19 protein-coding genes are annotated in these 20,871 nt (G+C 61.7%); 10 read left to right on the top strand and 9 right to left on the bottom strand.

All coding sequences use genetic code 11. The features are described 5' to 3' along the window. Nucleotides 1-24: 24 nt before the first annotated feature. The gene (locus tag F3H96_RS17960) at nt 25-615 is read right to left on the bottom strand and encodes a biotin transporter BioY (RefSeq protein ID WP_149803061.1); all 591 of its coding nucleotides are present in this window, start codon (nt 613-615) and stop codon (nt 25-27) included. 98 nt (nt 616-713) lie between these two features. Here F3H96_RS17960 and F3H96_RS17955 point away from each other — a divergent pair, with 98 nt between their 5' ends. After that, nucleotides 714-1,619, top strand: coding sequence for an MBL fold metallo-hydrolase (locus F3H96_RS17955; protein ID WP_149803060.1), 906 nt, complete (start codon nt 714-716; stop codon nt 1,617-1,619). Here the strand turns inward: F3H96_RS17955 and F3H96_RS17950 are convergent, their stop codons facing one another. After that, a complete protein-coding gene (locus tag F3H96_RS17950; protein WP_149803059.1) occupies nt 1,620-2,405 on the bottom strand; it encodes a DUF1499 domain-containing protein in 786 nt (261 codons plus the stop codon). Between the two features lie 80 nt (nt 2,406-2,485). After that, nucleotides 2,486-4,114 (bottom strand): fatty-acid--CoA ligase, encoded by a 1,629-nt coding sequence (locus tag F3H96_RS17945; RefSeq protein ID WP_149803058.1) that lies wholly within the window; start codon nt 4,112-4,114, stop codon nt 2,486-2,488. 189 nt (nt 4,115-4,303) lie between these two features. Here F3H96_RS17945 and F3H96_RS17940 point away from each other — a divergent pair, with 189 nt between their 5' ends. Continuing rightward, a complete protein-coding gene (locus F3H96_RS17940) occupies nt 4,304-4,660 on the top strand; it encodes a hypothetical protein (RefSeq protein ID WP_149803057.1) in 357 nt (118 codons plus the stop codon). A 106-nt stretch (nt 4,661-4,766) separates the two neighbouring features. Then, entirely contained in the window at nt 4,767-5,156 is a 390-nt protein-coding gene (locus F3H96_RS17935; RefSeq protein WP_149803056.1) for a DUF427 domain-containing protein, read from the top strand. A 135-nt stretch (nt 5,157-5,291) separates the two neighbouring features. On the opposite strand, the gene F3H96_RS17930 is transcribed toward F3H96_RS17935, so the two are convergent. The 4 genes from F3H96_RS17930 to ppdK form a co-directional block, all read right to left on the bottom strand. Further along, nucleotides 5,292-6,035, bottom strand: coding sequence for a polysaccharide deacetylase family protein (locus F3H96_RS17930; RefSeq protein ID WP_149803055.1), 744 nt, complete (start codon nt 6,033-6,035; stop codon nt 5,292-5,294). 150 nt (nt 6,036-6,185) lie between these two features. Then, on the bottom strand, nt 6,186-7,322 hold the full coding sequence (locus F3H96_RS17925) for a glycosyltransferase family 9 protein (RefSeq protein WP_244620055.1): 1,137 nt from the start codon (nt 7,320-7,322) through the stop codon (nt 6,186-6,188). Nucleotides 7,323-7,464: 142 nt separating this feature from the next. Further along, nucleotides 7,465-8,568: a glycosyltransferase family 9 protein gene (locus tag F3H96_RS17920; RefSeq protein ID WP_149803054.1), complete on the bottom strand. Its 1,104-nt coding sequence runs from the start codon at nt 8,566-8,568 to the stop codon at nt 7,465-7,467. A gap of 134 nt (nt 8,569-8,702) precedes the next feature. Beyond that, nucleotides 8,703-11,387: a pyruvate, phosphate dikinase gene (ppdK, locus tag F3H96_RS17915; protein ID WP_149803053.1), complete on the bottom strand. Its 2,685-nt coding sequence runs from the start codon at nt 11,385-11,387 to the stop codon at nt 8,703-8,705. A gap of 217 nt (nt 11,388-11,604) precedes the next feature. Between ppdK and F3H96_RS17910 the strand changes: the two genes are divergently transcribed. The 6 genes from F3H96_RS17910 (at nt 11,605) to F3H96_RS17885 (ending at nt 18,215) form a co-directional block, all read left to right on the top strand. Continuing rightward, nucleotides 11,605-11,949, top strand: coding sequence for a VOC family protein (locus F3H96_RS17910; RefSeq protein ID WP_149803052.1), 345 nt, complete (start codon nt 11,605-11,607; stop codon nt 11,947-11,949). A 106-nt stretch (nt 11,950-12,055) separates the two neighbouring features. Beyond that, nucleotides 12,056-13,483, top strand: a complete 1,428-nt coding sequence (locus F3H96_RS17905; RefSeq protein WP_149803051.1) for a phosphomannomutase — start codon at nt 12,056-12,058, stop codon at nt 13,481-13,483. Beyond that, nucleotides 13,480-14,895 carry a mannose-1-phosphate guanylyltransferase/mannose-6-phosphate isomerase gene (locus F3H96_RS17900; RefSeq protein WP_149803050.1) on the top strand — a complete coding sequence of 472 codons (1,416 nt, stop codon included), beginning with the start codon at nt 13,480-13,482 and terminating at the stop codon, nt 14,893-14,895. Before F3H96_RS17905 ends, F3H96_RS17900 begins: the two co-directional genes overlap by 4 nt. A gap of 85 nt (nt 14,896-14,980) precedes the next feature. Further along, on the top strand, nt 14,981-15,970 hold the full coding sequence (gene gmd, locus F3H96_RS17895) for a GDP-mannose 4,6-dehydratase (RefSeq protein ID WP_149803049.1): 990 nt from the start codon (nt 14,981-14,983) through the stop codon (nt 15,968-15,970). Between the two features lie 32 nt (nt 15,971-16,002). Further along, on the top strand, nt 16,003-16,947 hold the full coding sequence (locus F3H96_RS17890; protein WP_244620054.1) for a GDP-mannose 4,6-dehydratase: 945 nt from the start codon (nt 16,003-16,005) through the stop codon (nt 16,945-16,947). 38 nt (nt 16,948-16,985) lie between these two features. Further along, the gene (locus F3H96_RS17885; RefSeq protein ID WP_149803047.1) at nt 16,986-18,215 is read left to right on the top strand and encodes a hypothetical protein; all 1,230 of its coding nucleotides are present in this window, start codon (nt 16,986-16,988) and stop codon (nt 18,213-18,215) included. A gap of 27 nt (nt 18,216-18,242) precedes the next feature. Here the strand turns inward: F3H96_RS17885 and F3H96_RS17880 are convergent, their stop codons facing one another. Beyond that, complete coding sequence (locus tag F3H96_RS17880) at nt 18,243-18,944, bottom strand: ABC transporter ATP-binding protein (protein WP_149803046.1); 702 nt, start codon at nt 18,942-18,944, stop codon at nt 18,243-18,245. Beyond that, the gene (locus tag F3H96_RS17875; RefSeq protein ID WP_244620053.1) at nt 18,944-19,765 is read right to left on the bottom strand and encodes an ABC transporter permease; all 822 of its coding nucleotides are present in this window, start codon (nt 19,763-19,765) and stop codon (nt 18,944-18,946) included. The genes F3H96_RS17880 and F3H96_RS17875 overlap by 1 nt, the downstream gene beginning before the upstream one ends. Before the next feature lie 178 nt (nt 19,766-19,943). Here F3H96_RS17875 and F3H96_RS17870 point away from each other — a divergent pair, with 178 nt between their 5' ends. Further along, complete coding sequence (locus F3H96_RS17870; RefSeq protein WP_149803044.1) at nt 19,944-20,786, top strand: FkbM family methyltransferase; 843 nt, start codon at nt 19,944-19,946, stop codon at nt 20,784-20,786. The last annotated feature ends 85 nt before the right edge of the window (nt 20,787-20,871 follow it).

Genomic DNA, 20,871 nt, shown 5'->3' with positions numbered 1-20,871 from the left:
GGCCGTTTTCCATTTTGCTCGAGCTCAGCCGCGCTTGAGCAGCGCCCACACGGCCGGCACGAGGCTGGCGGCCAGAGCCACCTTGATCAGGTCGCCGGCGATGAAGGGCAGGACGCCGAACTGCCAGGACTTCTCCGGTCCGATGAGCATGGCCAGCCAGGCAAAGCCCATGGCCATCATCAAGACCTCGGCCGTCAGCATGGCGCCGAACAGCTTGAAGGGATTGCGGTCCCAGCCGCGATCGGCGGCCCAGCCGGCGATCGCCGCCATGACCACGAAGCCGGCGAGGTAGCCGCCGGTGGAGCCCAGCATATAGGCGATGCCGATGCCCTTTTCCGGCGTGCCCTGGAAGACGGGCAGGCCCGCGGCGCCCTCGGCGAGATAGAGAACGAGCGTCGCGACGGCCAGCCGCAGGCCGAACGCCGAGGCAATCAACAGCACGGCGAGCGTCTGCAGCGAAATGTCGACCGGGCCGAGCACCACTTTCGTCTTGGCCGAAAGCGTGAGCAGCAGGGTTCCGGCGAGCGCCAGAAAGAGCTGCGTGGCGAGCCGGGCAGCGCCCCGATCCGGCAGAGTGAGAGAAACAAGCGGACGCATCGTGGTTGCAGTTACCATGGTCTTCCCCGTTGTGGCTGATTTGCTGGCTCTGATTTTCCTATATTGGCTTCCGCATCGAGCGGCAATCGTTTTGCCGCATTGCAACGGAGCCGGGCATGGCCCTTGAATTCGACACCAGCTTCGACCCGGCCTATGGCCAGGCGGTCACGGTTGCGCCGGACGTGCTGCGCATCACCGCCAGAAATCCGAGCCCGTTCACCTTCCACGGCACCAACAGCTATATCGTCGGACGCGATGCGCTGGCGGTGATCGACCCAGGGCCGGAAGACGACGCCCAGCTCGAAACACTGCTGGCGGCGATCCGCGGCAGGCCGGTCAGCCACATCTTCGTCAGCCACACCCATCGCGACCATTCGCCTTTGGCGGCACGGCTGAAAGAGCGCACCGGCGCTCCTTTGCTTGCCGAAGGCCCGCATCGGCCGGCGCGCGCCTTGCGCATCGGCGAGGTCAATCCGCTCGACGCCAGCGCCGATCTGGGCTTCATTCCCGATGTCGCGCTGGCCGACAATGATCTCACCCAGGGCGATGGCTGGGCAATCCGCACCGTGCTTACGCCCGGTCACACCGCCAATCATGCGGTGTTCGCCCTCGAGGGAACCGGAACCCTGTTTTCAGCCGACCATGTCATGGCCTGGTCGACCTCTATCGTCGCGCCGCCGGACGGCGCCATGGCCGACTATATGAGTTCCCTCGACAAGCTCCTCGCGCGCGACGACCGTCTGCTGTTGCCGGGCCATGGCGGGCCCGTGACCAGGCCCGGCAGCTTCATGCGCGGCCTGAAGACCCACCGCAAGATGCGCGAAAGGGCGATCCTGGAGCGCGTCCGCGCCGGAGACAGGACGATCAAGGAGATGGTCGCGGCGATCTATCGCGACACCGATCCCCGCCTGCACGGCGCTGCGGCCCTGTCGGTGCTCGCCCATCTCGAGGACCTCGTCGCGCGCGGCCTGGTCGCGACCGAGGGCGAGCCCGCAATCGACGGCATTTTCACGCCCGCATAGCTATTGCGCGGGCGCCGGGCCTACCTGCCCCGCCACTTCCTGATCGAGCTCGCCCAGGAATTCGGTGATGCGCGCGGCATTGTCGCCGAGGTCATAGCGGCCGTAGCGCGAGGCCGAGCGCATGTCGACGGTCACCGATTCGCCGTCGTCGGTTACGCGGATAGCGACGTCGGCCGGCAGTCCGAGCACGAAACCTTTGGCCAGAGCATTGATCGTCGCCTCGCTTTGCCCGTTGATGTCGGGATAAGGCGCCGTCAGCTGCCAGTCGCGGCGGTCGAGCACGGTTTCGACAGCATCGACGACGGTCTCGAACGGCAGATTGTAGCTGCGCCCGCTGACCAACGGATAGGCATCGGCCTGCAGGCGCTGCTCACCCGGCGTCGGCGGCGACAACTCGTTCATGTCGCCGGTGCGGTCGCTGATGTCCAGCGCCGGCGGATCGTCGAGATCGGTCGAGATGTCGCGCAGCGGCGGATAGATCGTCGCCCAGTAGACGGCGACGCCGTAGGGCGCGAGCACCAGAAGCGCCAGCAGCGCGCCGACGCTGAGATCGCGGCCGCCGCGATCGCCAAAACTCCAGACCCGCGAAAGGCCAAGGCCAGCGAGCAGCAGGGCCTGCGCCGCAAGCAGCGCGACGAGCGCAAGCACCCACAGGAAAGGCAGTGTCTCGACAAGATCGAGCCGGTAAGCGGTCACAACAGTCAGCAAAAGGACGAGCGAAAATACCCCGATCCGCCGCGACCAGCCGGCCGCCCTCGACGTCTGTCGTTCAGGAATTGTCGCCATCGTGTGCCGCATTACCCCAGTCCGAACCGAGACTTAGAGGTTTTTGGCGCCGGCTTGAAGCCGAAAGATCGAACATTTTATCAATCGGTCGGCAGGCGATAGTCCCTGAACTGGTCGCGCAAGCTGGTCTTCTGGATCTTGCCGGTAGCCGTATGTGGAATTTCGCCGACGAAGGCGACGTCATCGGGCATCCACCACTTCGCAACCTTGCCGCTCATGAAGGTCAGGATGTCTCCCTTGCTCGGCTCTCGGCCGGGCTTGCGCACCACGACGAGCAAGGGCCGCTCGCCCCACTTGGAATGCGGGACGCCGATCGCAGCCGCCTCCGCAACGTCCGGATGGCTGACGGCCAGATTTTCGAGATCGATGGTCGAGATCCACTCGCCGCCTGACTTGATGACGTCCTTGGCGCGATCGGTGATCTGCATGTAGCCGCTGGCGTCGATATGGGCTACGTCGCCGGTGTCGAACCAACCATCGGCATCGAACTGATCGGCGCCGGCGCCCCCGTAATAGGCGCACGCCACCGCAGGGCCGCGCACCTTGAGATGCCCGAAGGTCTTGCCGTCCCAGGGCAGCGCGTTGTCGGCGTCGTCGGTCACTTTCATTTCGACGCCGAAGGGCGGAAAACCCTGCTTGCCCTGGATGTCCAGGCGCGCCTCGCCTGTCAGTGTCTCGTATTGCGGCTTCATGGTGCAGAGCGTGCCGAGCGGCGACATTTCGGTCATACCCCAGGCATGCACCACCTGGACATCGTAATTGTCATGGAACTTGGCGGTCATGGCGCGCGGGCAGGACGAGCCGCCGATGACGACCTTCTTCAGATAAGGCAGCTTCTTGCCCGTCTCCTCCAGATATTGCAGCAGCATCATCCAGACGGTCGGCACGGCGGCGCTGAAGCTCACCCGCTCGGTATCGAGCAGCTCATAGATCGAGGCGCCGTCCATCCTGCAACCCGGCATCACCAGCTTGGCGCCGATCATCGGGCCGCTCTGGCCGAGACCCCAGGCATTGGCGTGGAACATCGGCACCACGGGCAGGATCACATCCCGGGTCGACATGCCCATGGCATCGGGCATGGCGGCCATCATGGCATGAAGAACATTGGAGCGGTGGCTGTAAAGGACGCCCTTCGGGTCGCCTGTCGTGCCCGAGGTGTAACACATGCCGGCGGCGGTGTTCTCATCGAACGTCTTCCAGGCAAAGGCGCCATCGGCCTCGGCCAGCCATTCCTCATAGGCTACGGCATTTGCCAGCGACGTTTGCGGCATATGCGCCCGGTCGGTCAGCACGATCACCTGTCTCAGCGAGCGAACCGCGCCGGCGATCTTTTCCAGGATCGGCACGAAGGTCAGGTCGACGAAGATCGCCTTGTCCCCGGCATTGTTCATGATCCAGGCGATCTGCTCGGGAAAAAGCCGCGGGTTGAGCGTGTGGTAAATCGCGCCGATGCCCATGATGCCATACCAGGCCTCGATATGGCGGGCCGTGTTCCAGGCAAGCGTGGCTATGCGGTCGCCAAGCGCGAAGCCGTCACGCTCCAGCCGTTGCGCCACCTTGAGCGCCCTGCGATGAATTTCGGCATAGGTGGTGCGCACGATCGGCCCCTCGATCGAGCGCGAAACGATCTCGCGGCTACCATGTTGACGTTCGGCATGGTCGATCAGCTTGTGGCAAAGCAGCGGCCATGGCTGCATCAGTCCGAGCATCCGTTCCTCCCGTTGCGCTTTCGCGTCGTTGTTTCACGCATTGTGAAACGATCCGGCAGATTGTCCAGCGGCGATAAGTTCAAGACGGTGGATGGAATGAAGACCCTGCGAAAACCGCCATAATCCGGCCATCGTCGCCGTTAAGTTTCATTAACGGGCTGGGTGAGATTGGCGAATGGAGTAATTCGCATGGACGCGCAGCTCGACGAAAAGACCCTCGAAAGCACGCTTGCCGAAAGTCTGGACGATCTGACGCCGGACACCAAAACCGTTTCCGAAGATGAGTTTGCCGAAGTCGTTGGCGGCGCGCTTGAGGCCGTCGGCGGAACCTTGCTGTTCAAGATGCGCGTTGAAAACGGCGCCGAGGGCGAGCATGTCGCGGCCGCCTGCATTGGCGACGCCGGCAATCGCCAGTTCCTGCTGCTCACACTGCCGACCTCCGGCGGCGCGCTCAAGGTCGAAACCGCGGCGAGAAGCACCAATCCAGTCGCAGGCATTGCCGCCGCCTATGCCGGCCTCATGGATGCCTTCAAGACGGCCGCCTGACGGCTGGGCGACAGACGTTCAAGGAATGGTGATGAGGCCTCGCGCCGCGCGAGCTTGCGCGGTGCGCTTGCCCGACACATCTAAATCTCCCGCAAGGAGACCTTTCATGGACAAGCTCGCCAACCCCGCCCCCGGATTCCAGCGCAACCCGGACAAGGTAATCACCATCGAACCCTATCGCGGCACTGTCACGGTGCGCGCGGGCGACACCGTCATCGCCAGATCGACCCGGGCCAAGGTGCTGTCGGAACCGCCATATCCGGCAGCCTTCTATATCCCGTTCGACGACATCGATTTTAAAAGGCTCGTCGGCACCGAGCACTCGACGCATTGCCCGTACAAGGGCGATGCCAGCTACTGGAGCGTCCAGGCCGCCGGCGAGGCCGGCAAGGACGCGATGTGGGCTTACGAGCAGCCATTCGACGAAATGATCGAGATCCGCGACCACGGCGCGTTCTACACGAACAAGGTGACGGTCGAAGCCAAGCCCGACTGAGCGATAGGCTGGATTATTGCAGACGTTGAGATTGGCCGAAACGCCATTCGGTCGTCATTCCAGGGCGGAGCAGGAGCGAAGCTCCGTCGCGAAGACCCTGGAATGACGACGCTACGATCCTCGCGCGCCGCGTCGTCAATCCGTCGTGCCGTCGTTGCCCACGCCTTCCGCATCGTCCAGGCGAACGAAGGTCATGCCCTTCTGCTTCAAGGCGAGCAGCCCCTGAACCACCCCCTCGCCGGCCGCATGGGTCGGCTGGTTGATGTGAGCGATGATGACGTCGCCGTCCTTGGCGGCGGCGATGCGGTGTGCCGTCTCCTTCGCGCCGAGTAGCGAGCCGCCGTCGGCATTGACCGAGAAACCCGCGATCTTGAAGCCCAGCTTGCGGATCATGGCGATCGCCGAGGGGCTGTATTCGGCGGTGGCGCCGCGAAACCATTTGGGCGCCGGCCCGCCCGCGCTGGCCAGGGCGGCGGCGCCGGATTCAACCTCGGCCTGCACGGCGTCCGGACTGCCGGCACTGCGGATGCCGTAGATCTTCCGCGGCGTATCGACCGCCGGAATGTGGTGGCCACCATGGTTTTCCAATTCGAACAGATCAGGATGCGCCCGCATGATCTCGACGGCGGCGGCGTTGCGCTTGAGCCAAATGCCGGTGACGAAAATCGTCGCCGGTATTCCGTTGTCGACAAGTGCCGAAAGTATCCGTGTGTCGGTCTTGCCGCCGCAGGCGTCGAGCGTAAGGGCGACGCGGCCGGCGCCTTCAACGCCCTGCGGTTTCAGATGCAGCGTCGGCTCGACCAACGTCGCGGCATTGCCTGCCGACGCGGTGAACAGCGACAGCGCCATCGCGCAAAGAGCGTTTCTAAGCAAACCCATCATCCATTCCAAGCCGGGGCGCCCGGGCATTCGCCGCGACGCGCCAAGAACGCCTGCCCTACAAGACTTGTCTCAACAGACTGGCATCTAGGCAAAAATAGGGACGGCAAACAGCGCAAAAGGCAGCAGTCGCGAAAAATTGCTTAGGCCTTAGACCGCGGTTTGCTGGACCGTCTCCGTCCGCGCCAGCAATTCGAGCGCGGCGTCGACGACCGGATCCACCTCCAGGCGCCAGACGCAACAAGCCTTGTTGGGGTCGGGCCGTTCGCACAGGTCACCGCCAACGCAGTCGCAAGGCATGGCCGGGCTCATCGAGATGCTGGGGGCGCCGACCGGTCCCCAGCGGGTCGGGCTCTGCAGGCCGAACAGGCCGACGACAGGAGTGCCGGCCGCGGCTGCCATGTGCATGGGCCCACTGTCGTTGCCGAGAAACAGCCGCGCCTGCTTGAACAGCGCCGGCAAGGTTTCGAGCGGGAGCGCTCCAACCAGATTGACGATCGGCGTCTTCGCGGTCGCCATGATCGTTCCGGCCACATCTTTCTCATCCGGACCGCCGACAAGAGCGACGTCCAGGCCGGTTTCGGCCGATATACGGTCGATTGCGGCGGCAAAGCGGTCGGGCTGCCAACGGCGCCCGGGGAAGCTTGCCCCAGCGTGCACCGCGACGAAAGCGTTCGGCCGAAGTTGGAACTTGTCCATCAGCGCCAAGGCTTTCGTCGTCTCAAACGGCGGCGGCTGGATGGCTGGAACCGGCAGGCGCAGGTCTATGCCAAGCGCCTCCAGCGGCGAAAGATAACGGTACAGAAAGTGCCGCTCGCCATAGCCGAACGGCTTTGCCGTGACATTGGCCGGTCGGAGCTGGAGCCAACGCATCAGTCCATCGGGCGGCTGATATCCCACGCGGACCCGTGCACCGACCACCCCTGAGATGAACCGCGACGTCTTCGTATCGGTGATGTCGATGGCCATGTCGAAATGGTAGCCGCGCAATCTAAACAGCGTGAGAACGAGTTCCTGCGCGCGTCGCAGCGGCGTGCCGCGCATATGGGAACGGCGGAAGGTCACGACCTCCGAGGCGATGTCGTTGGCCGTAAGGAGACCGGCGAAGCGGCCGTCGCAGAGGAAGACGATGCGGGCGCCGGGATATTCGAGTTGCAGATTGCTCGCCAGCGCAGAGGCAAGAACGAGATCGCCAATCTGTTTCGTCTGCAGGATCAGGATCGAGCGGACGGGACCGGAGCGAACCGGCAACATCTTTGCCTGGGCGCCGGCCGGAGCGGAGTCCACCAAACTGGGCTGAGACGTCGACATGTGGGACCACCGCGCTTATGTGCACGCGATCGTATATACAGGACGATCAGGCCCTGGACCATAACGACACTCGCGTGCCGCCAAAAGGCGCGAGGCGGCCGACGGGCGGCACGGAATTTCAGACCGCGGCTTCCAGGACCATCTCGGTGCGCGCCAGGAGTTCCAGCGCCGCGTCTACCACCGGATCGACCTCCAGTCGCCAGACACAGCATGCCTTGCTCGGGTCGGTCCGCCGGCACAAGTCGCCGCCGACGCAGTCGCAAGGCATGGATGGCCGCAACGAGATGCTTGGCACGCCGACCGGTGCCCAGCGAACCGGATTGGTCAGTCCGAACAGGCCGACGACCGGCGTTCCCGCCGCGGCCGCCATATGCATCGGGCCGCTTTCGTTGCCGAGAAACAGCCGCGCCTCCTTGAGCAATGCTAGCAGCGTTTCCAGCCGCAGCGTACCCGCCAGGTTGACGATAGGCGTCTTCGCGGCGGCAACGATCCTGTCAGCCGCTTCGCTTTCATCGGGGCCGCCGACCAGAACCACGCGCAGGCCGGTCCCGCCGGCGATCCTGTCGATCGCCTCGGCAAAGCGCTCCGGCTGCCAGCGGCGCCCGGCGAAACTTGCTCCGGCGTGAATAGCGAAGAAGGCGTTTGGCTGGATGCGGTGCCTGGCGAGCAAAGCCAGCGCGTGCGCCGTCTCGAAGGGCAGCGGTCGGATGGCCGGCACTTTGACGCGCAGGTCGACGCCGAGCGCCTCCAGCGGCGACAAATAGCGGTAGAGATAATGTCTTTTGCCAAATCCGAAGGGCTTCATCCTGACATTGGCGGGCTGGCGTTCATGCCAGCGCAGAGGCCGGTCCGTCGGGAAATACCCGACCCTGACCGGAGCGTTGACCAGTCCGGAAATGATCCGCGAGGTTTTCGAGTCCGTGATGTCGATGGTCATATCGAAGCGATGGCGCCGCAATGTGCGTACCATGCGGAAAAGCTCGCGTCCCCGCTCGAGCGGCGAGCCGCGCATCTTGGCGCGGCTGAAGGCAACGACATCGGAAGCTATCCCGTGAGCGGTCAGGAAGCCAGCGAAATGCGCCTCGCAGAGAAACACGAGCCTGACGCCCGGATACTGAAGCTGCAGGTTCTTCGCCAGCGCCGAGGCAAGCACGATGTCGCCGATGAACTTGGTCTGCAGGATCAGGATCGACCGGAATGCGGTTGGGGAAATCTGCAACATGGGTATCCGACACCAATAAATTCGGTGTCGGATACTTCCTTGGAACGATGTCGAGATTCAGGGCCGTCACGCGCACGTTCACGTGACATTCCATACAAAATCGTAAGATAGCCCGAGCCGCTCTCGGAATGACCTCAGGCGCGTTTTGCGGAGCTCTTCGCCGCCGCCACTGCCGCCTGCGCGGCCGCCAGCCTGGCGATCGGCACACGGTAGGGCGAGCACGAGACGTAGTCGAGGCCGACCTCCTCGCAGAAGCGGATCGATGCCGGATCGCCGCCATGCTCGCCGCAGATGCCAAGCTTGATACCCGGCCGCGCCGCCTTGCCTTTTTCGGCCGCGATCCGCACCAGCTCGCCGACGCCGTCGACATCGAGCGACACGAACGGGTCCTGCTCGATGATGCCCTTCTGCCGATAGGTTTCGAGGAAGGAGGCGGCGTCGTCGCGCGAGATGCCAAAAGTCGTCTGGGTCAGGTCGTTGGTGCCGAAGGAGAAGAATTCCGCAGCTTCGGCAATGACATGGGCGCGGATGGCCGCGCGGGGCAGCTCGATCATCGTGCCAGTCAGATAATCGATCTTGGTGCCGGTCTCCTGCATGACGCTTTGCGCCACCGTATCGATGCGCGCCTTGACGTATTCGAGCTCCTTCACGAGGCCGACCAGCGGCACCATGATTTCCGGCACGACCAGCGCGCCCGCCTTGCGGCCGGCCTCGACGGCCGCCTCGAAGATGGCGCGCGCCTGCATCTCGGCAATCTCGGGATAGGAGACGGCAAGCCGGCAGCCGCGATGGCCGAGCATCGGGTTGAACTCGTGCAGCGCTTCGGTGCGCTGCCGGAGCTTATCGGCCGAAACGTTCATGGCCGTCGCGACCTCGGCAAGTTCGGCTTCGGTCTTGGGCAGGAATTCGTGCAGCGGCGGGTCGAGCAGGCGGATCGTCACCGGCAGGCCGGCCATGATCTCGAACAGCTCGAGGAAATCCGAGCGCTGCATCGGCAGGAGCTTGTCGAGCGCGGTGCGCCTGTCCTTCTCGGTGTCGGCCAGGATCATCTCGCGCATGGCGACGATACGGTCGCCGTCGAAGAACATGTGCTCGGTGCGGCAGAGCCCTATGCCTTCGGCGCCGAAGGAGCGCGCCATGCGCGCGTCGAGCGGGGTTTCGGCATTGGTGCGCACCTTCATGCGGCGTGCCGCGTCCGCCCATTCCATGATAGCGGCGAAGTCGCCGGAGAGCTCGGGCTGCAGCATGGCGACCGCACCCTTGAGCACCTGGCCGTTGCCGCCATCGATGGTGATGATGTCGCCCTTGCGAAACGTCTGGCCCATCGAAAGCAGCGTGCCGGCCTTGTAGTCGACGCGCAAAGAGCCGGCGCCCGACACACAGGGCTTGCCCATGCCGCGCGCCACCACGGCGGCATGGCTGGTCATGCCGCCGCGCGTGGTGAGGATGCCCTCGGCGGCATGCATGCCGTGGATGTCCTCCGGGCTGGTCTCGATGCGCACCAGGATCGCTTTGCGTCCCTGCGCCCTGGCGTCCTCGGCATCGGCGGACGAAAAGACGATCTCGCCAGTGGCGGCGCCAGGCGAGGCCGGCAGGCCCATGCCTATGACATCCCGCGCGGCCTTCGGATCGATGGTCGGATGCAGCAGCTGGTCGAGCGACGCCGGATCGATGCGGGCGACCGCCTCCTCCTTGGTGATCAGCCCATCCTTGGCCATGTCGACGGCGATCTTCAGCGCCGCCTTGGCCGTGCGCTTGCCGGAGCGCGTCTGCAGCATCCACAATTTGCCGCGCTCGATGGTGAATTCGAGGTCCTGCATGTCGCGATAGTGCTTTTCCAGCCGGTCGGAGATGTCGACGAAAGCCTGGAAGGCGTCGGGCATGAGCTTCTGCAGCGACGGCTTGTCGGAGCCGGCGGCGATGCGCGCCGACTCGGTGATGTTCTGCGGCGTGCGGATGCCGGCCACCACGTCCTCGCCCTGCGCATTGACCAGGAATTCGCCGTAGAGCTGCCTGTCGCCGGTCGAGGGATTGCGGGTGAAGGCGACGCCGGTGGCCGAGGTATCGCCCATATTGCCGAACACCATGGCTTGGACATTGACGGCCGTGCCCCAGCTTTCGGGAATGTCGTGCAGGCGGCGATAGGTGATGGCGCGGCTGTTCATCCAGCTCGAGAACACGGCGCCGATCGCGCCCCAGAGCTGCTCGCGCGGATCCTGCGGGAACGGCTTGCCTAGCTCTTCCTCGACCTTGGCCTTGTAGAGCGAAATCACGCCTTGCCATTCCTCGGCCGTCAGCTCGGTGTCGAGCTCGTGACCGAGGCTCGCCTTCTGGTCCTCGAGGATTTCCTCGAACACTTCATGGTCGAGGCCCATCACGACGTCGGAATACATCTGGATGAAGCGGCGGTAGCTGTCATAGGCAAAACGCGCATCGCCGGAATCGGCGGCCAAAGCCTCGACAGTCTCGTCGTTGAGGCCGAGATTGAGCACCGTGTCCATCATGCCGGGCATCGAGGCGCGGCCGCCGGAACGCACGGAGACCAGAAGCAGCTTCGAGGGATCGCCGAAGCGGCGGCCGGTGATCCGGCCGATATGGTCAAGCGCGGAGACGACATCGGCTTCGAGCGCGGCAGGATAGGTGCGGCCATTGGCGTAGTAGGCGTTGCAGACCTCGGTGGTGATGGTGAAACCTGGCGGCACCGGCAACCCGAGGCTGCACATCTCGGCCAGATTGGCACCCTTGCCGCCGAGAAGGTTGCGGTCGCCGGCACGGCCTTCAGCGGCGCCGTCGCCGAAGGTGTAAACCCACTTGGTCATGCTTGCCCTCCAATTCGTGGAAGATGGAAAACATCCGGACCATGGCCCGGTTCCCGCCGTCCCCGACCGAGCGATAGGGTGCTGCAGTGCGAAAGGCAAGGCACCGGCAAAGCAAGCGCGGCCGCTACAATCGATTAAGCAAAAGCTGCGTCAAAAAGACTTGCCGGAGGGTGCGGCGCCGTTCTAGAACATAACGGGAACATAGTGGAGTATCGCGATGAAACTCAACGGAAAACTCGACTATCTGGAACTGCCGGCGACCGGCGGCACGCTGGACAGCGTCAAATCCTTCTACAGCGCTGCCTTTTCATGGTCGTTCACCGATTACGGCCCGACCTACTCGGCCTTCGCCGAAGGGCTCGACGGCGGTTTCCAGGCCGATGCCGGCGAAGCGCCGGCCAAGCCACTTCCCGTGCTCTACTGCGAAAATCTCGAGGAAACGCTGGACGCGGTCGAAAGTGCCGGCGGCACCATCGTCAAGCCGATTTTCGCCTTTCCCGGCGGCAGGCGGTTTCATTTCACCGATCCGGCCGGCAACGAGCTGGCTGTCTGGGGATATTAGATCTGGGGATATTAGAAAAGACGCGGATTTCGAGGTATTTTTTTGCTGTTGACAGTCGGGCTCACTCCAATAAGTAGCGGCGATCTTCCAACGGCAAAGCAGACTGATGAAATTCGGGTCAAGCGGCGTTCGAGGTTTGGCTTCCGAATTGGTTGGAAGGCCAAGCGGACTTTACAGCGAGGGTTTTGCCCGGCGCTTGCGGGCGACCGGATTTGAGCAAGGCAAGATCTTCGTCGGGCGCGACTTGCGCGACAGCAGTCAGAGGATTGCCGAGGATTGCATGGCCGCAGTGGCCGCAGCCGGCTTCCAGCCGGTCGATTGCGGTCCTATCCCGACACCCGCGCTTGCCTTTTACGCCCGCCAGCACGGCGCCGCGGCCCTGATGGTGACCGGATCGCATATTCCGGCCGACCGCAACGGCATCAAGTTCTATGCGCCGAAGGGCGAGATCGACAAGGCCGATGAAGCCGCGATCACCTTTTATGTCGATGAACTGTCGCCCCGATATCCCTGGCCGCCGGCCCGTGCGGATTGGCAGGCCGGCCATGAACAGGCGCTCGCGGCCTTTCGGGACCGGGTCGGCTCCATTCTTCCGCCGCGCGCCCTTTCCGGGCTGAGGCTCGGCGTCTACCAGCACAGTTCCGTGGCGGCGGAGCCGCTGGTCGAGGCGCTGCGATCCTATGGCGCCGACGTTATCCCCGTCGGGAAGACAGAAACCTTCGTGCCGGTCGACACGGAGGCGGTCGGCCAGGAAACCATGGCGAAGGCGAAAGACTGGGTGCGCGAGTTCGATTTCGACGCCGTGTTGTCGACGGATGCCGATGCCGACCGCCCTCTCGTCATCGACGAAAACGGCGAGCTGTTTCGCGGCGACCTGATCGGGCTGGCCACGGCCCTGTTTGTGCGCGCCGACGTCGTGGTGACGCCGGTCACCTCCAACTCGGGCATCTCCGAGGCTTTCGGATTCAGCGTCAAGAGAACGAAGGTTGGATCGCCTTTCGTCATAGAAGGAATGGAGGCCGCGCGGCAGGCAGGTGGCATCGTTGTCGGCTTCGAGGCCAATGGCGGGGTGCTGCTCGGATCGGACTGCCTTTTGAACGGCAAGACATTGTCGGCGCTGCCGACGCGGGATTCGTTTCTGCCGATCCTGGCGGTGCTGGGCACGGTCGCATCGACGGGAAGATCGCTGTCCAGCCTGCGCGAAACCTGGAACCTTCCGGTCTGCGCCAGCGAGCGGCTCGAAAACTTCCCGGTCGAGAAATCGCACGGCCTGATGCGCAAGCTCACCGACCGCGACACATTGCAGAAATTCCTTGCGCCCTTCGGCGCCGTCGCGGACGTTGATGAGACAGACGGCCTCAGGGCGCGAATGACCAGCGGCGAGATCATCCATCTGCGGCCTTCCGGCAACGCTCCCGAATTTCGTTGCTACGCCGAGGCTGGCAGCCATGACAGGGCAACCGAAATTGTGGCAATAGCCCTCGAACGGGCGCGGGACACCGGACTGGCAGACGAGCGAGAGGTCGTTGAATGAAAGTGGTTCCCGTCATCATCAGCGGTGGCGCCGGGTCGCGGCTGTGGCCGGCGTCCAGGCAATCGCACCCGAAACCCTTCCTCAAGGTTGCGGATGGGCGCTCGCTGATCCAGCACACCGTGCTGCGGGCGGCCTCGCTGAAGGACGTCGCGGCGCTCGTCGCGGTAACGTCGAAGGATCATCTTTTCCTGACAAAAGACGACTTCGACGAACTTTCTCCGGCGGTTCCGCCGCATACTTTCCTGCTCGAACCGGAAGGGCGGGACACCGCCGCCGCGGTTGCCGCGGCCGTCATCCATGCCAACGCAACGCAGGGTCCGGACGCAATTCTGTGCGTTTTCCCGGCGGACCATATGATCGGCGACCTACCCGCCTTCACGAACGTCATGGACCGGGCCATCGAGCATGCGCGGCAGGGGCTGATCGCCACTCTTGGCATAAGGCCCAGCCGTCCGGACACCGCCTTCGGCTATATCGAGGCCGATGGCGAGAAGGTCATCCGTTTCGTGGAGAAGCCGAACCTCGACACGGCCAAGGCTTACCTGGCATCGGGGCGTTTCTTCTGGAACGCCGGCATCTTCTGCTTCAAGGCGCGGACCATGCTCGATGCCATGGCCGCGCACTGTCCAGCCGTTCTCGAGGCGGTTGCAGCAAGCTATGAGCACGGCCAGTTCAACAACAATGGGGATACCGACAGGATCGATCTTTCGCCTGAGCATTTCGCGCTGGCGCCCCGCATCTCGCTCGATCACGCGGTGATGGAGAAGACGCGCAACCTTGCGGTGGTTCCCTGCGAGATGGAGTGGAACGACATCGGGTCGTGGAATGCGATGGCGGAACTGACCCCGGCGGACGGCCGCGGGAACAGGATACGCGGGGACGTCCACACGGTCGACACGGCCGGCAGCTACATCAGCTCGGACAAGCGCGTCATCGGCACCGTCGGCGTCAGCGACCTGGTGATCGTGGATTCGCCGGACGCGTTGCTGGTGGCATCCCGCGACCGGGTCCAGGACGTCAAGAAACTGTTCGAAGGGCTGAAGGCTTCGGGGCATGAGGCGCATCTGCTTCACTCGACCGTGCACCGGCCATGGGGCACCTACACGGTTCTGGAGGAAGGCGACCGCTTCAAGATCAAGCGCATCGAAGTCAAGCCCGGGCGGCGGCTCAGCCTGCAGATGCACCACCATCGTTCGGAGCACTGGGTCGTGGTCAGCGGTACGGCGAAGGTTGTCAATGGCGACCAGGAACTGTTCCTGGCGACAAACCAGTCGACCTACATTCCTTGCGGCCACAGGCACCGGCTGGAAAACCCGGGCAAGATCGACCTGGTGATCATCGAGGTTCAGAGCGGCGACTATCTCGGCGAGGATGACATCGTGCGCTTCGACGACGTATATGGTCGCGCATAGCGGTTCATTGGTCCGCATGGCTGGGGCGGGCAAGCACAGAAGCAGGGCTTGGGGAGACATTATCAAAACATACTGAGAGCATTTGATGACAAAGACAGCATTGATAACCGGCGTTACCGGGCAGGACGGCGCATATCTGGCCGAGCTTCTGCTCGCGAAGGGTTACGAGGTCCACGGACTTGCTCGACGGTCGAGCACGGCCGACGTCAACACCACGCGCCTGAAATGGCTGGGCATCGAGAAGGACGTGCGGATCGTGGACGGCAACCTGACGGACCTGTCGGGCCTGGCTCGAACCATGCGCGACATCAGGCCGGACGAGGTCTACAACCTTGCCGCACAGTCGTTCGTCAAATCCTCATGGCAGCAGCCGATCCTGACGGGCAACGTCACCGGCATCGGCGTCACCAATGTCCTGGAGGCGCTGCGTCTCGAAATCCCCTCGGCGCGTTTCTACCAGGCGTCGTCGTCGGAAATGTACGGCCTGATCCAGGAGCCGATGCAGTCGGAAACCACGCCTTTCTACCCTCGCTCGCCTTACGCGGTGGCGAAGCTTTACGGTCACTGGATCACCGTCAATTACCGCGAAAGCTTCGGCCTGCACGCTTCGAGCGGCATCCTGTTCAACCACGAATCGCCGCTTCGCGGCATCGAGTTCGTGACCCGCAAAGTCACGGATGCGGTCGCGCGCATCAAGAAGGGCCTGGCCAAGGAACTGCGGCTGGGCAACATCGACGCCAAGCGCGACTGGGGCCACTCGAAAGACTATGTCCGCGCCATGTGGCTGATGCTGCAGCAGGACAAGGCCGACGACTATGTGGTCGCCACCGGCAGGACGACGACGGTGCGCGACATGTGCCGCATCGCCTTCGAGCATGTCGGGCTGAAGATGGACGACCACCTGGTTATCGATCCCGACCTGTTCAGGCCGGCGGAAGTCGAGATCCTGCTCGGCAACCCTGCCAAGGCGAAGGCGAAGCTTGGATGGGAGGCGACGATCTCGCTGGAAAAGATGATCTGCGAAATGGTGGATGCGGATCTCGAGCGGCACACCCTCCCGCCGAAACGCGGGTGATCGGAAGCCCTTTTGCCAACATGGTCAGTACGTTGACGCATCGCATCTTGATAACCGGGGCCAGTGGGTTTGTCGGCACGGCACTGTTGCAGCTGCTGGAGCGGGAGCACGCTGGCTGCAAGGTGTTCGCGCTCGGCAATGGCGAAGGGCGGCGAAACCCAATCGATTTGCGGGACCGGGAGGCGATCGATGATGCCGTTCGCGAAATCCAACCTACCGCGCTTGTCCATTTGGCCGCGGTCGCCGCTCCTTCCGATGCACGCAACGCGCCACGGCATGCCTGGGACGTGAATGTAACGGGAACGATGAACCTGGCCGAATCGGTGATGCGCCATGCTCCGGAGGCCAGGTTCGTATACGTTGGCAGCTCGGAGGCCTATGGGGCCTCGTTCAAAAGCGCGACTGCTCCTGTGACGGAAAACGCACCGCTCCGGCCGGTGAACGTCTACGGCGCCACCAAAGCTGCCGCGGACCTTATGATCGGTCAGATGTCCTATGATGGCTTGCGCGCCATTCGCTTTCGGCCATTCAACCACACCGGCCCAGGCCAATCCAACACCTATGTGGTCTCAGATTTCGCCCGCCAGGTCGCGGAAATCCGGTCGGGCAAGGGCGAGCCGGTCATTCATGTCGGAAACCTCGAAGCCGAACGCGACTTCCTCGACGTTCGCGACGTCGTGCGCGCCTATGCGATCGCCGCGATCCAAGACTCTGAGACCGGGCCTGATTGTGTCTACAACATCGCGTCCGGGCGGCCGCGCAGAATTCGAGATGTCCTGGACGCACTTATTGCACAGTCCGGCATCGACATCGAAGTCCGCACGGACACGCAAAGGCTCCGTTCGAACGAGATCCCCGTCGCCTGCGGCGATGCATCAAAAGCGCGCGAAAGGCTGAACTGGACACCTTTGGTGCCATTCGAGCAAACAATAGCCGATGTTTTAGAATATTGGCGTCGGATATGCAGCAGGCAATGAACTACCTTCGCTAAGCCAATTGTATGGGATTTTTCCTCGTGAAACTTGCGATCATCTCAAGTTACCAGCGTGACTGCGGCATCGCCCAATATGTAGAACACCTTGAAGGTCCGCTACGCGAATTGCTAGGCGGTAATCTTTCGATAGCCCCTCTGCCCGTTGACCTGCTGCGATCGTCGGGGCCGATGGCTCATTCTATGGCGCAAAGTGCGCTAGCAGAATCGCTGGCCGTAATCTCAAAGGCAGACGTTGTGGTGATAGAACTTGAGCCCGGGCTGTTCGGCCGCTCTCAGAGGCAGATATGGGCGACACTGAAATCAATAATTGAAGTCAGCAAACGGATAGTTATTACTTATCATACTGTACCCACACCTCCCCCATCGCTCCCGAAAAGCCTTCGGTCTCTAGTGCATTTGGCAAGGCACACTTATGGCCAAACTGTTTTTCGTCGATTATTGCGAGCAATTCGATCAAACCAGAAAAAGTTCGCCCATATCGTCCAGACTCGCCGCGAAAAAACTCGTCTTACGCTTCTGGGCGTCGATCCGGAGCGCATTTTTGACATGCCACTGTCCTATTTTACGCGAGCGGAGAAGGCAGAGTTCGATCACGAGCATTATCGCCAAAAGTTGGACGATATATATGGAACATCCGGGCAGAAGGTGCTCGGCGTCTTCGGATTTCTTGGTGGAATTAAGGGTACTAAAGTCGCCTTGCGCGCGCTCGACCACCTGCCGGTAGACTATCATATTCTCATTGTAGGAGGTCTTCACCCTGAAACGGTGGTGCATGCGACTAGCGAGCAGCCCCCTATCCAAGACATAGCCAAGCTTCTCGAGCCAACTTTTAACGCCGGAGAACGAGATGGAGCCGATGCCAAGCGCTCCGCATTGCTAAAGCGCGTTCACTTTGCCGGCGCAGTCGATAATCGCACCTTCGCCGAGCTTATGGTGGGCTGCGACGCTATTCTTCTGCCTTACGAGGAAGTCGGCCAGACATCGTCCGGCCCAGCCTCACAAGCACTCGATTTGAAGCGTCCTATCTATTGCACCAGAACCGGTGCGTTTCGTGAACTAGGAAAATACGCCAAAGACGCCCTCAGCTTTTTCGAGATAGGCAACCACCTCGAATTGGCGCAGAAAATATACCGCCAAGACGCAATGCTGCCTATGCGCGCACAAGCACGGGCGCGCTATGCTGATACTGTAACCGTCGAAGTGCGGGCGCAGATGTATGTTGAGGCGGCCAAGTGTACGCAACAAAACTAGTGTCGCTCTGAAGGCCTGCTTCCCAACTTACCCCACTATCTGGCCATGCTCAAGCATGATTCTGCGGTTGCAGAACTGATCAAGAATATCGCTCGAATGGGATGCTAGTATTACGATGCTCGCCCGCTCAACGAACTCGGCCATTCTCTTTCGTGCCTTGGTTTGGAATCCGACATCGCCGGCCCCAAACACTTCGTCGACAACCAGCACCTCCGGGTGAACGGCCGTTGCGACAGCAAAAAGCAAGCGGGTGGTCATGCCTGCGGAATAAGTCCTAATCGGAACATTCAAAAAATTGCCCAGCTCCGTGAAAGCCTCAATGTCTGGTATCGATGCTTCTGCTTCCTCGAAGGTGGCTCCGAGGAGCATGGACATACGACGAATGTTTTCATAGCCACTCAAATCAGGTAGCGCGCCCGTACCGAGGCCGAAGACAGTTGCTATACGCCCGGTAACTGTGATTTTCCCCAGGGTAGGCTCGAAAATTCGGGCAATTGTCTTGAGCAGTGTCGTCTTACCGGACCCGTTGTGTCCGACGAGTCCGAGCCGGTCTCCGTTCGTCAGCCTAAGTGAAACATCCCTAAGAGCAGTCACCTCGACGGTCGTTCGCCCCTCTCGGGACAGCAGACCTCCAGTGCCGACGTTGATCAACTGATTTCGAAGGGACGTCGCACCCACACCATAGATTGGGTACCTGACCGTCACATTTTCAAGTAAGACTTCAGCCATCACATCCAATACGGCAAGCGTGCGCCCTTGGCGCCGGTTATCCAAAGAGCGGCGATCCAGAGTGCGATTCCAGTACCGACGACAACCAAATAGCTTATGAGACTCGGGACATCGCCCATCATCGGATCCCTGATAATGGTTATCCAGTGGGCTAAGGGATTGAAAAGCATCACTTCCTTTATAGGACCCAACTGCCTGGACTCATAGAGAACAGGCGTCAGGAAAAATAACATTGGCATGATAGCGGCCACCAGCGGCTCAACGTCTCGATACCTCGCCCCTATGAAGCCTATGACTTGTGCTGCCGCAAATAAGTTGCCGACAACGAGGACAAGAGCCGGCAATGCGAGTAGCATTGTCCAACTCCAGTGAGAGGGGATTATGATCCAAACAGCTGCCAGAACAATCGTGTTGTGGCCGAGCATTACAAGTTGCCTCAAAAGCAGCTCGCTCGAAAATGAAAAACGGGGCGCATAGATACTTGTCAGAGTGGCAGCGTTTCGCTGAAAAACGCCGCTGGCCTCCGTGATCGTGCCAGCAATAAATTGCCAAGTTATAAGTCCTACCGTGAGCATTGGCACAAAGCGCTGGACAGGCATCTCCAAAAGGACACTCCAGACCAGACCTAGTCCGACGACACCAACCGCAGTCCCCAGGACCAACCACAACGGGCCGAGCACGCTCCTTCGGTATCGCGCAACGGTGTCTGTCCATGCGAAGTACAGCGCGGTCTGTCTTCGTGACCAAGCGCCACGAAGATCGCCAGTACCACCCAATACCGCTTCAGAGAATGATTTTCCTGGCCTGCTAGCCCGAGACATTCCTACATCCAAATTTGTGTTCCTAGCAGCGCGCCGTTTGCGGTCGTACCTATAGGTACGTTCAGATGGTGAGTCGAGCCAGCATATCACCGCTCAATACGGCGCGAGTTGGGCAGTTGCACGAAAGAGATCGGCGTTCGCCCATGGCCTGACGCTGGCTCGTTGCGGATGGAGGGAAATGAGTGCTACGAACCAACCCACTCAATTCTGGGGCAGTAATATGCGCGTAATGGACGAGCAAATTGTCGACGACTTCATGCGGGAACTCGACCGGATTGAAAAGTATGCGCCGATGCTTGGATCCTATTCTCGGGTCGATCCTGAAGTAGTCGAACATGAGCAGGCAGGGCACCACTTTCGTTTCGTCACATTTCATCGAGAATCTAAGAACTGGTATCCAGCGGGATTGAAGGAATGGTCCCTCATACAGATGGACTCAACGAACTTCGTTTGCCCGAACGACGTGGTCTTCGACTTAGGCTGCAACGCGGGTTATCTAACTACATGGTTTGCCCTTCGCGCACTGCGCGGTCATGTCCACGCCTTTGATCCTTATCCTTGGAACGCGGCATCCACGCGCACCCAAACGAGATTAAACAGCCTCTCCAACGTCACGGTCCATGCAGTCGGCATTGGTCCGGAACGGAAGACGATCAGAGCGCCAGTGCTTTCATCAACGACTGTCAATGTCCGAAGCGCCGAAGAAGTCCCGCAGATCGACCTGCAAATAGAGCCTCTAGAGGCTTTCATTAGCGCAGGACCAACTTTCGCTAAGATTGATATCGAGGGCGCCGAGCACGAACTAGGCGATTCGATTGTCCAAAGCGGCGTCAAGCGAGGGTATGTTGAAATGCATCCGCCTATGATTGAAGCTGGTGGCGGGCGACCGGCGGTGCTGTTGGAGCAACTGTTGGCGGCCGGCTATGCCATCGCCTCGCACGGACCTGGCCTAAGACAGTGGGCCATAGGGACAGTGGTTCAACCGACCGGATACTATTTCGAGCGGCTGCAGGAGCGGTAATGATCGCCGTCCGACTCTCGCCGCGTGTCAAAAGCCACTTGGTCGACCCTCGCCGAGCTAAGCATCTAAAGAGTCTCTCACTAGC

Origin of the sequence: Mesorhizobium sp. NFR06, assembly GCF_900115245.1 — a bacterium.
Classification (GTDB): Bacteria; Pseudomonadota; Alphaproteobacteria; order Rhizobiales; family Rhizobiaceae; genus Mesorhizobium.
Note: the sequence above shows the minus strand (reverse complement) of the source record. Positions and strands in the feature narration are given on the sequence as shown.

What these genes read in the sequence shown, in the direction of transcription:
- F3H96_RS17960 (WP_149803061.1), bottom strand. Translation starts at nt 615, where the DNA reads ATGGTAACTGCAACCACGATGCGTCCGCTTGTTTCTCTCACTCTGCCG.
- F3H96_RS17955 (WP_149803060.1), top strand. Translation starts at nt 714, where the DNA reads ATGGCCCTTGAATTCGACACCAGCTTCGACCCGGCCTATGGCCAGGCG.
- F3H96_RS17950 (WP_149803059.1), bottom strand. Translation starts at nt 2,405, where the DNA reads ATGGCGACAATTCCTGAACGACAGACGTCGAGGGCGGCCGGCTGGTCG.
- F3H96_RS17945 (WP_149803058.1), bottom strand. Translation starts at nt 4,114, where the DNA reads ATGCTCGGACTGATGCAGCCATGGCCGCTGCTTTGCCACAAGCTGATC.
- F3H96_RS17940 (WP_149803057.1), top strand. Translation starts at nt 4,304, where the DNA reads ATGGACGCGCAGCTCGACGAAAAGACCCTCGAAAGCACGCTTGCCGAA.
- F3H96_RS17935 (WP_149803056.1), top strand. Translation starts at nt 4,767, where the DNA reads ATGGACAAGCTCGCCAACCCCGCCCCCGGATTCCAGCGCAACCCGGAC.
- F3H96_RS17930 (WP_149803055.1), bottom strand. Translation starts at nt 6,035, where the DNA reads ATGGGTTTGCTTAGAAACGCTCTTTGCGCGATGGCGCTGTCGCTGTTC.
- F3H96_RS17920 (WP_149803054.1), bottom strand. Translation starts at nt 8,568, where the DNA reads ATGTTGCAGATTTCCCCAACCGCATTCCGGTCGATCCTGATCCTGCAG.
- ppdK (WP_149803053.1), bottom strand. Translation starts at nt 11,387, where the DNA reads ATGACCAAGTGGGTTTACACCTTCGGCGACGGCGCCGCTGAAGGCCGT.
- F3H96_RS17910 (WP_149803052.1), top strand. Translation starts at nt 11,605, where the DNA reads ATGAAACTCAACGGAAAACTCGACTATCTGGAACTGCCGGCGACCGGC.
- F3H96_RS17905 (WP_149803051.1), top strand. Translation starts at nt 12,056, where the DNA reads ATGAAATTCGGGTCAAGCGGCGTTCGAGGTTTGGCTTCCGAATTGGTT.
- F3H96_RS17900 (WP_149803050.1), top strand. Translation starts at nt 13,480, where the DNA reads ATGAAAGTGGTTCCCGTCATCATCAGCGGTGGCGCCGGGTCGCGGCTG.
- gmd (WP_149803049.1), top strand. Translation starts at nt 14,981, where the DNA reads ATGACAAAGACAGCATTGATAACCGGCGTTACCGGGCAGGACGGCGCA.
- F3H96_RS17880 (WP_149803046.1), bottom strand. Translation starts at nt 18,944, where the DNA reads ATGGCTGAAGTCTTACTTGAAAATGTGACGGTCAGGTACCCAATCTAT.
- F3H96_RS17875 (WP_244620053.1), bottom strand. Translation starts at nt 19,765, where the DNA reads ATGTCTCGGGCTAGCAGGCCAGGAAAATCATTCTCTGAAGCGGTATTG.
- F3H96_RS17870 (WP_149803044.1), top strand. Translation starts at nt 19,944, where the DNA reads ATGAGTGCTACGAACCAACCCACTCAATTCTGGGGCAGTAATATGCGC.